Annotated in this window: 8 protein-coding genes; 4 read left to right on the forward strand and 4 right to left on the reverse strand. The window is 43.6% G+C overall.

Features of this window, described 5'->3' with window-relative positions; genetic code table 11:
* Positions 1-94 precede the first annotated feature (94 nt).
* Both JGK22_RS31640 and JGK22_RS31645 read right to left on the reverse strand, forming a co-directional pair.
* Positions 95-730 carry a hypothetical protein gene (locus tag JGK22_RS31640; RefSeq protein WP_293207344.1) on the reverse strand — a complete coding sequence of 212 codons (636 nt, stop codon included), beginning with the start codon at positions 728-730 and terminating at the stop codon, positions 95-97.
* 34 nt (positions 731-764) lie between these two features.
* Entirely contained in the window at positions 765-1,298 is a 534-nt protein-coding gene (locus tag JGK22_RS31645; RefSeq protein WP_363319200.1) for a transposase, read from the reverse strand.
* Between the two features lie 497 nt (positions 1,299-1,795).
* Here JGK22_RS31645 and JGK22_RS31650 point away from each other — a divergent pair, with 497 nt between their 5' ends.
* On the forward strand, positions 1,796-2,914 hold the full coding sequence (locus tag JGK22_RS31650) for a tocopherol cyclase family protein (RefSeq protein WP_293176445.1): 1,119 nt from the start codon (positions 1,796-1,798) through the stop codon (positions 2,912-2,914).
* A 179-nt stretch (positions 2,915-3,093) separates the two neighbouring features.
* Here the strand turns inward: JGK22_RS31650 and JGK22_RS31655 are convergent, their stop codons facing one another.
* A complete protein-coding gene (locus tag JGK22_RS31655; RefSeq protein WP_293176447.1) occupies positions 3,094-3,813 on the reverse strand; it encodes a pentapeptide repeat-containing protein in 720 nt (239 codons plus the stop codon).
* A gap of 617 nt (positions 3,814-4,430) precedes the next feature.
* On the opposite strand from JGK22_RS31655, the gene JGK22_RS31660 reads away from it, so the two are divergent.
* Positions 4,431-5,144, forward strand: a complete 714-nt coding sequence (locus tag JGK22_RS31660) for a tetratricopeptide repeat protein (protein WP_293207348.1) — start codon at positions 4,431-4,433, stop codon at positions 5,142-5,144.
* A 129-nt stretch (positions 5,145-5,273) separates the two neighbouring features.
* Here JGK22_RS31660 and JGK22_RS31665 read toward each other — a convergent pair whose 3' ends face one another.
* Positions 5,274-6,629: a peptidylprolyl isomerase gene (locus JGK22_RS31665; RefSeq protein WP_293224023.1), complete on the reverse strand. Its 1,356-nt coding sequence runs from the start codon at positions 6,627-6,629 to the stop codon at positions 5,274-5,276.
* 480 nt (positions 6,630-7,109) lie between these two features.
* Here JGK22_RS31665 and JGK22_RS31670 point away from each other — a divergent pair, with 480 nt between their 5' ends.
* A complete protein-coding gene (locus tag JGK22_RS31670; RefSeq protein WP_293195860.1) occupies positions 7,110-8,357 on the forward strand; it encodes a transposase in 1,248 nt (415 codons plus the stop codon).
* Between the two features lie 79 nt (positions 8,358-8,436).
* Entirely contained in the window at positions 8,437-8,988 is a 552-nt protein-coding gene (locus JGK22_RS31675; RefSeq protein WP_293193812.1) for a peroxiredoxin, read from the forward strand.
* Positions 8,989-9,101: the final 113 nt, after the last annotated feature.

The raw sequence follows: 9,101 nt of genomic DNA on the forward strand, positions 1-9,101 counted from the left end.
TAACTGTAGTTTAGACTAAAAAATGAGTACAGCTAAAAGTAGCCACCTTTGAATCTCAGGCAAGCTGTTGCTTAAAAACTCAAGAGGGATCAGATTAAATAGCTAATCTTGAAGACTTTTTGCGCCGAGAAACCCGTTTTTTGACAGTGGGATAGCATGGTGCCTTAGTTCGTACCCTTCCTTTTTCCCAGCCGGGGGATTTTCCCCTATGTTTAGGGATTTTTGTAGGAGTACCAATGTCAACTAAAAGCGAAAACATTGATTGGGCAACACGTCCAGGGGTTAAATTGATATTAGCAGATTGCCAAGGAAGTCTATTCTCGATTACTAAATCTCTGGCCAGCCACAGTTGCCAACTCATCAACGGCATTAAATCACTCCAACGCTCGGATTGTTCAGGGGTTCTCAAATTAGGCAATGTCCAATGCAATCTTTGCTTGGCAAACCTATACCAATGATCGACTCCAAAACGTCGTAAATATTTGAACCAGACTATTTCCAAAGGTAGAGTTCGTTCTCCAACCCAAGCCAACCATAAGGGTGGAAACGGCTGACCATTTGACATGGGCTTCATTCTTTCCACCAGGATTAAATTGACTTTTTGTCCAGGGGCGCGATAAAAATGCAAGTCAATCCATTGTTTGACTCGGACTTTTCCCAAATCTGGATGTTCATCAATTTCAATCTCTGTATTCGCTTGAAGCCATGTGGTTGGGTCATTGAGTCTCATTTTTTGACCATGTTTGGGTGGTCTACCGCGACCACTATATGCTGGTGGTGCTGACCATAAGCAGGCATTTTTTCGGACTCTCATGGTTGCAATCAGCAGGGATGTCCGCTTCTGTTAGTGCCAGTACCCAGCTTGCATTCCCATATCCAGCATCTAAAACTGCTAAAACTGGATTGACACTCTGTTCACAGACAAGTTTAAGTTGGGAAGCTGCTTGAAGTATGGGTGAAGACCCGCTACTAATTCTTTCATGGAGCAGGGGTAATGCCCAACTTCCTTTTTCTTCAGGTATCCACGCAATGGTACTGTACCCCTGCCCCACAATTACACCTCTTTGATATTCATGGGTTCTGTCTTTTAATGTTTTGGCATCTGCTCTCTCCCATGCAGTGTGGTCAATTGCTACTAATATGTGTTCTGTTGGGGGTGTTTCTTTCTGTAATTGCTTCAGATACAACTCCATGAGTTTTTTCCGGTCTGGTCTTGTGTCTTGTAACGCTTCGTAAACGCTCTTGCATTGACGAAGAGAATAATGGATTGAGCGAAAATTCCGCGAGAGATGACGCATTCGGAGTGGTCATCACTGCATCCATCAGCTCGAATGTTGCATCATTGGCTTTCACCAATAAATCGTATGCTGCTTGACGAAAGTCCTTTAATCGTTCACTGTTCATTTAAGGAGTGGATAGGTTTTATTTTTCACCCTCATTCTCTCCCAGCGCGACTACAGTCAGTAATCGGTAATCGGTAATGTACTAAGCCTGCTTCTTCCTTTTAGTTAATGACCAATGACTAATAGACCTCTTGCAAAAAAGATATATGTTATAATCAGAGGCTTTGAATTAAACATCTCCCATAATTGTGGAACAGGCATCCTGCCTGTTATTCACAGGCTTTTTGGGAGATATCTAATCAACTAAAGCAAAACTTTCCATTATATCAGAAAATTATTTTGCAAGAGGTCTAATGACTAATGCCCTATGCCCTATGCCCTATGCCCAATGACCAATGACCAATGACCAATGACCAATGACCAATGACTCTTGTTTTGCTATTAGTAATATTATGTCAAATACAGCCTCAAAACTCAAAACTATTGAAACTCCCCACAGCGGCTACCACTGGGACGGCAGTTCCCGGCGCTTTTTTGAAGGCTGGTACTACCGAATAACATTACCAATTCACGGACAATCCTTTGCATTCATGTATTCCATAGAAGACCCCAGAGGCGGTCAACCTTACAGCGGCGGTGCCGCCCAAATTCTCGGCCCCAAAGATAGCTATTTGTGCCGCACCTTCCCCGATGTAAATAAGTTTTGGGCGCACCGAGACACATTGGGTTTAGGACATTGGGGCAAAACAGATTTACAAATTAAACCAGAATATTTAGAACCACAAGTATTCGACAGCCGTATCGAAGAAGGCTATCAAGCTACTGCTACTTTGAATCAAGGTTATCTGCACGATCCAGGAACTGGCAATCACTGTTTTTGGCAATACGAAATCAAACCTGTTTACGGCTGGGGAAACTCCGACGAACTCCAAAAATCCACGGCGGGAATGCTATCTTTTTTGCCAGTGTTTGAGCCTGGATGGCAAATTTTAATGGCTCACGGTTTAGCCACGGGTTGGATCGATTGGAACGGCGAACGCTATGAATTTAAAGACGCTCCCGCTTACACCGAAAAAAACTGGGGCGGTGCTTTTCCGCAAAAATGGTTTTGGATAAATTGCAATTGTTTTCAAGGCGAAAGCGATTTAGCATTAACTGCTGGGGGTGGCAAGCGGGGCGTGCTGTGGTGGATGGAATCGGTAGCAATGATTGGCATCCATTACCGAGGCAAATTCTACGAATTTGTGCCTTGGAATTCCCAAGTAACTTGGAATATTGAACCTTGGGGAAGCTGGAAAATGCAGGCGAGAAACAGCCAGTTTGAAGTTGAGTTAAGTGGCAGTACAAAAAGTTCTGGCACCTATGTGCGAACTCCTACAGCCAAGGGTCTGGCTTTTTGCTGCCGCGATACGACGCACGGCGAATTGCGCTTGCAACTGCGAGAATTGTTGGGGGGAAATGTTGAGAAAAATGGCAAGCAGCGCTCTAAAATTATCTTAGAGGCTCAAAGTTCTTTGGCCGGTTTGGAAGTTGGCGGCGGGCCGTGGGATGCAGTTTGGCGATCGAATTAAGTCAGTAGTCATTAGTCATTAGTCATTAGTCATTAGTTAAATGTCTATTAATTACTGACTGCTGAGAACTCACAACTGCCAACTGCCAACTGCCAACTGCCAACTGTCAACTGTCAACTGTCAACTGTCAACTGTCAACTGCCAACTGTCAACTGTCAACTGTCAACTGTATTCAGACTTTACTTTAAATTAAAGCCAATTTCTTCATTATTAATAGAGCCGTCGGGCATTATCGCTCCATTCAGCACCGCACCTCTGAGATTTGCTCCCGTTAAATTAGCGCCTTCTAGATTAGCATTGCTCAGATTTGTGACTTGTTTGGAACCTCGGAAAAAGAAGCTGTGCAAATCAGCATTTGTCAAATTAGTGTCTGCCAGATTAGCATATTGCAAATCAGCACCGTGCAGGGTCGCATCAGTTAAATTAGCTTGGGTGAGATTGCTTCCCCAAAGTCTAGAATCCAACAAATTAGCATCTTGTAAATTGGCGCGACTCAGATTTGCCAAAGTCAGATTAGCATCCCACAATTTTGTGCGGTTGAAATTAGCTTCGGTCAAATTGGCTCGACTGAGATCCGTGCCCAAAATATCAGCATTTGCTAAATTGGCGCTGGTGAGATCTGCGTCAGAAAGGTCAGCATTTTTTAAATTAGCACCGGACAAGTTGGCGCCGCTCAGGTTGGCACCGCTCAAGTTGGCTTCTTGGAGATTAGCTCCTCGCAAATCGGCAGCGCTCAAATCGCATTGCTTCCACAGAAAGCTGACGCACCAATTATCTTTTAATAGCTGACTCAGATCCTCGGCATTCGCGGCAATCACAGGAGGAGTTAAGTAGAGACTAAATAGGGCGATCGCGAATACTGTCGCGAAGAAAGTTTTTAACGTCAGAACTATTTTCATTGACACTAATTGCAATAGATTCTTGATGTGTAATCAGAGCATATCAAAGAATAAGCAACTTTCATCGGCAATATTACTCAAAAATATCAGTGAAATGTCGATCGCCCTTAGCCCAGCCCCCAACTTAACTCGGCGAGTCGCGGGTGAATCCTCTTACCTAGAAAATGGGTTGCTTCACAGATGCGTCGGTGCTAGAGATTTTTTTTCCCTAAACCCTGTATCAGATGCTCGCAAGTGCGATCGGAATTTACTGATAGCATATATTGCGACAATGCAAGAAGCTGTTGCCCATTTAAATTGTATATTTTAATAAACTATTCTCCTCCAGCGTCAAATATTCTCAACCTCTTCCTCTCTCCCTCTTTCTCTGGTGAATCTGGCTAGCAAAAATAAATTGTTCAGTTCGCTTAAAACTACGAAATTTAGCGGTTTATAGACGCAATTATCCTTGGTTGTGACTGGCGTCACGAACTAAACCCAACTGTCATCACACAAATCAATCCCCGAGCATCACCAAATCTCCTCAAACTTATCACCTCCCCGAGAGTACGGATATCACTGTCAGTAGCTGAAAGATGCAAGAAAATTAGAGCATACAGTTAAACACCCGCCCTCCCATGCGTACTATCCCCTTTCTCCCGAGTCAATTAGCTGTCACAACTATTTTCAATTCGATCGAATTTTTGGGATTCGCCAATACTTCAGGTAAAGTATTTTCGGGCGAGCAAGCCCAAGCGCGACAAGAGGCAAATTTAGACGTTAGCACCAAGAAGGTTTACAGTGCAGGTTTAAAAAGTCTCGAACAAAAGGACTTGCACGCTGCGATTAAAAATTTCACCGCCACAATAAACATTAATCCGCAATTCGCACCAGCTTACAACGATCGCGGTGTTGCCCGCTACAGATTAGGCGACAAACAGTCTGCGATCGCCGATTTAACTACCGCCATCGAACTCAATCCCTATCGAGCCAAGTATTACAACAATCGGGCGTTTATGCTAGCTGGCTCAAAAGATTATGCTGGGGCGATCGCAGATTACAACTCAGCACTGATGCTCAACCCCAATTTGGCTCAAGCTTACTTTAACCGAGGCACTATCCACTTGCAAATGGAAAATTCCCTCGCAGCACTAGCTGATTTTGAATCAGCAATTCGCCTCGATCGCAATTTTGCCAAAGCTTACTTCAACCGAGGAGTGACTAGATATAAATTGAGAGAAGTTCAAGGAGCATTTGAGGATTTTCAGAAATCGGCAGGGCTGTTTAAGCAGCAAGCGAGAATGGATTGCTATCAAGATGCTGTCTCTAAACTTAGAAAGTTATGTTATTAATTAAATTTGGCATAAGCCATAAAAAATAGATTGTATAACCAGGGGCTGGCATCTAATAAAAGATATGGATATTGAGCCGAAAAGTATTAGAAATTGGGTCGAGTTGAACTCAACCCAATTCACTTAAAACTACCCAATTCTTAAGGCTGCATCGCCAGTGGGTAGGTCATTAGGACGAGGAACAATCGGAGACAAAGGAATTGCAAAAACTGCATTTCTGACGGAATCGACAGTAGCATTTTTTACAATAGCAGGAGACCCAGCTAAGTTAATTAAAGTATCGCTGCCAGATTGAGTGAATGTGGTATCCGATAATTTTCCTGTCAAAGCAATGCGATCGCCTTCACCTGGTTTAAAATCAAGTATTGTATGATTCGTTGGGAGTAGCAGAATAAAAGGCAGACTCGCAGGATCGACTCCGACCAAAACAAAAGTATCTGCACCACTACCTCCGGTGAGAGTATCGTTGCCTGTATCCCCAATCAAAATATCATTGCCATCGCCACCATTTAAGACATCATTCCCTTGCCCACCCCGTAAAAAGTCGTTACCAGCATCGCCATTAAGAGTATCGTCGCCGAAATTTCCGTTGATAATATCGTTGCCAACACCACCGCTAATTAAGTCGCTACCTTTGCCACCTCTGAGAAAATCGTCGCCTGCTTCCCCGGTGATAGTGTCGTTGCCTTTGCCGCCGTTGATGGCATCATCAATCGATGAACCGATAATGCGATCGTTGGCGCTACCTCCGCGCACGCCGCTGGGGTTTTGCTGAGAGTCTTGGGCAGTGACTTGATAGTTGTTCGGCGTATTAGGCAAGTTGAGCGATCGCAAAGGCAGATTTACAAAATTAGTATTATTCACAAAACTATTCAACACAGCAGCATTGGGAATAATACTCGAAACCCGACTGGGGACAATCCCTGCAACAACTTTGGCACTCGAAATGCGATCGCCCTGCTGCACCGCATTAACCGTCTCAAAACCTTGAATTACATTGCCAAAAACAGCATAATTGCCATCCAAAAACGGCAAAGCATCCAAAGTAAAATAGAACTGCGAAGAAGCCGTATTTAAACCACTATTAGAACGAGCCATTGCCACCGCCCCTTTCGTGTGAGGCAACTGTGGCTTTTGCGTGACAACTTGGTTGTAAACTGGCTGTGCCGCCCCTTGCGGCTTGATTTCCAAAGGAATAAAACGCGCCTGATTAGTATCCGGATCGATAAAATTACCCGTTCCCAATTGACCCGCCGGAATGCTAGTATCCTTGCTGCGCGGATCGCCCCCTTGCACCACAAAAGGATCCGGCTGGCGCACAACTCGGTGAAACATCACCCCATCGTAGGTGCCACGTTCAACTAAATCAACAAAATTTCCCCCAGTAATCGGCGCATTAGTGCCATCTACTTCGATCGTCACCGGTTGACCATTAATTACCTGGACTACTGTAACTTTGCCTGTTAACGGGAGTGCAGCGCTCATAAGTAAATTGCTATTTGAGTAAGTGATATTTCGGTTTGATACCAAATCCTGGCTAAATGTTCCCTTTATTTCCTAGCCAGCAGAAGCGGGCATCCTCTGTATAAAAGCGGTTTTAAACACCGAATCATCAAAGGGGTGGGTAACTCAGATTTAGCAAGCACAGCAGAATCCCCACACCATACCTGTACTCAGGTTAGTGTGGGATGAATGCGAGGCAATGAGGAATTGACCGACGAGCAATATTGAACGCAGTTCAATTAGCGATGTCGGTCGGTGACTCATTGCCAATCTTTGATGTTGGCAATGAGTCAATCAGCTCTTCAATGACTTGAGTCATTGTCTTATCGGATTGAACAGCATATAGCCGTAACTTATGGAAACGTCGCTCAGACATCCTTAATCTTAATTGTTTATTTTTCATGTGGCTACACAATGGTTACACAATCATGCTACCATAGTGCTAACAGGAGGTAAAAGCAAATGAGGACGGCATACCAGTACAAATTACGCCCAGGCAAACAACAAGCAATAGAATTAGACAGGTGGTTGTCTATGCTTTGCGCTCAATATAACTATTTGTTGGCAGATAGATTTAACTGGTACGAGCAAAATCGTTGTCCTATCAATGCTTGTCCTCTTGTTTGTCACCTTCCAGAATTACGGGACAATCCCGATTACTACAGTCAAAAGAAAACACTACCTAACCTCAAGAAAACTCATCCTTGGTATGGCGAAATTTACTCGCAGGTTCTTCAGGATATTGTCAAGAGAGTCAAGGTAACTTTTGATAGATTCTTGAAGGGTGACAGTAACGGAAAACGTAGTGGCAGACCAAGATTTAAGTCTCGCAACCACTACAGAACCTTTACCTATCCTCAAATGAAGGATGGATGCTTGCAAAACAATTTAATCAATCTTCCGATGTTTGGAAAAGTTAAGGTTGTTTTGCATCGTTCCATTCCGAATGGTTTCAAAATCAAAACTGCTTCTGTCACTAAAAAAGCTGACGGTTACTATTTAACCCTCAGCCTGGAAGATGCGACAGTGCCAACAATTAAACCAGATTTCAATCCAGATTTAATAACTGGTATCGATGTTGGCTTAAAGGAGTTTTTGACAACTTCTGAGGGTAAAACTGTTGCTATACCTCAACATTATCGCAAATCTCAAAAACGTTTAAAAGTTATTCAGAAGCGTGTTTCCCGTCGTAAAAAAGGAAGCAATCGAAGATTAAAAGCGGTAAAACAGTTGGGCAAGCAGCATAAAAAAGTTGCCGACAAACGTAAAGATTTTCATTTCAAAACTGCTAACAACTTGTTAAAAAAATATGATGTTGTCGCGGTTGAAGATTTGAATGTCAAAGGACTTGCGCGTACATGGTTGGCAAAATCTGTTCTTGATGCCGGATGGTCAAGCTTTCTGTCGATACTGACAAACAAAGCCGAAAATGCTGGTTTGTTGGTTATCCCTGTTAAAGCGTCTGGTACAAGTCAAGATTGTTCTACTTGTGGCGTTAAAGTTCCTAAGAAGCTACATGAGAGATGGCACGACTGCCCCCATTGTGGATGTAGTCTTGACCGCGACCATAATGCAGCAATAAATATCAAAAACAGAGCGGTAGGGCATTCCGTTCTTAAAGCTCAGTTAACGTCCGAAGCAATAGCTGGAGTCGCTGAGAAGCCTACACTGTACTGTACGAGCGTCAGTGTAGGAGTATGTCACTATTAGAAGCAATTCGCGAATTGCCCCTACCCATTTAATCAGAAAACTGTAAACTTGTGTTAAGTACAGTTCTACTTGTTAATTTATGATTTCCCGGCGCAAGTTTTTTAGCACTTTATTGGCAATTTGTCTAGCCTTTCTGAGTTTCAATTTTGCCCCTCCAGCCTTGGCCCTCGGTGGCAAGCTGCCGGCGGTGAATCAAGCCGCACCAGACTTTAGCTTACCGACAAACAGCGGCGACGGGCAAATCTCGCTGTCCGATTATCGCGGGAAGTGGCTGGTAGTCTACTTCTATCCCAAAGATTTTACATCCGGTTGTACGATCGAAGCGCGTCGATTCCAGCAAGACTTGCCGAAATACTTAGCAAAAAACACTCAAATCATCGGCATCAGCGCTGATGATATCAACTCCCACGCGGAATTTTGCGACTCTGAAGGTTTGAAATTTCCGCTATTAGCAGATACCGACGGCAAAATAAGTAAAGCTTACGGTTCTTGGATGAGTTTTATCTCATCCCGGCACAGTTTTATTATTGACCCTGAAGGCATTTTGCGGGAAACCTTTGTCAAAGTTAATCCCGCCATTCACTCCAAAGAAGTATTAGCTCGTCTAGGCGAATTGCAGGCCAACAGCTAATATTGTGTCACCTAGAATAACCGCAATCAAATAGGTTCGTAGTGAGGACTTTAGTCCTTCTTCAGGATTGTAACTAATCACCGTAAAAATAGGTTAGTAGTGAGGACTTTAGT

It is taken from the genome of Microcoleus sp. PH2017_08_TRC_O_A, from assembly GCF_020738665.1.
In the GTDB taxonomy this organism is placed as follows: domain Bacteria; phylum Cyanobacteriota; class Cyanobacteriia; order Cyanobacteriales; family Microcoleaceae; genus Microcoleus.

What these genes read in the sequence shown, in the direction of transcription:
- JGK22_RS31640 (WP_293207344.1), bottom strand. Translation starts at nt 730, where the DNA reads ATGAGACTCAATGACCCAACCACATGGCTTCAAGCGAATACAGAGATT.
- JGK22_RS31645 (WP_363319200.1), bottom strand. Translation starts at nt 1,298, where the DNA reads ATGCGTCATCTCTCGCGGAATTTTCGCTCAATCCATTATTCTCTTCGT.
- JGK22_RS31650 (WP_293176445.1), top strand. Translation starts at nt 1,796, where the DNA reads ATGTCAAATACAGCCTCAAAACTCAAAACTATTGAAACTCCCCACAGC.
- JGK22_RS31655 (WP_293176447.1), bottom strand. Translation starts at nt 3,813, where the DNA reads ATGAAAATAGTTCTGACGTTAAAAACTTTCTTCGCGACAGTATTCGCG.
- JGK22_RS31660 (WP_293207348.1), top strand. Translation starts at nt 4,431, where the DNA reads ATGCGTACTATCCCCTTTCTCCCGAGTCAATTAGCTGTCACAACTATT.
- JGK22_RS31665 (WP_293224023.1), bottom strand. Translation starts at nt 6,629, where the DNA reads ATGAGCGCTGCACTCCCGTTAACAGGCAAAGTTACAGTAGTCCAGGTA.
- JGK22_RS31670 (WP_293195860.1), top strand. Translation starts at nt 7,110, where the DNA reads ATGAGGACGGCATACCAGTACAAATTACGCCCAGGCAAACAACAAGCA.
- JGK22_RS31675 (WP_293193812.1), top strand. Translation starts at nt 8,437, where the DNA reads ATGATTTCCCGGCGCAAGTTTTTTAGCACTTTATTGGCAATTTGTCTA.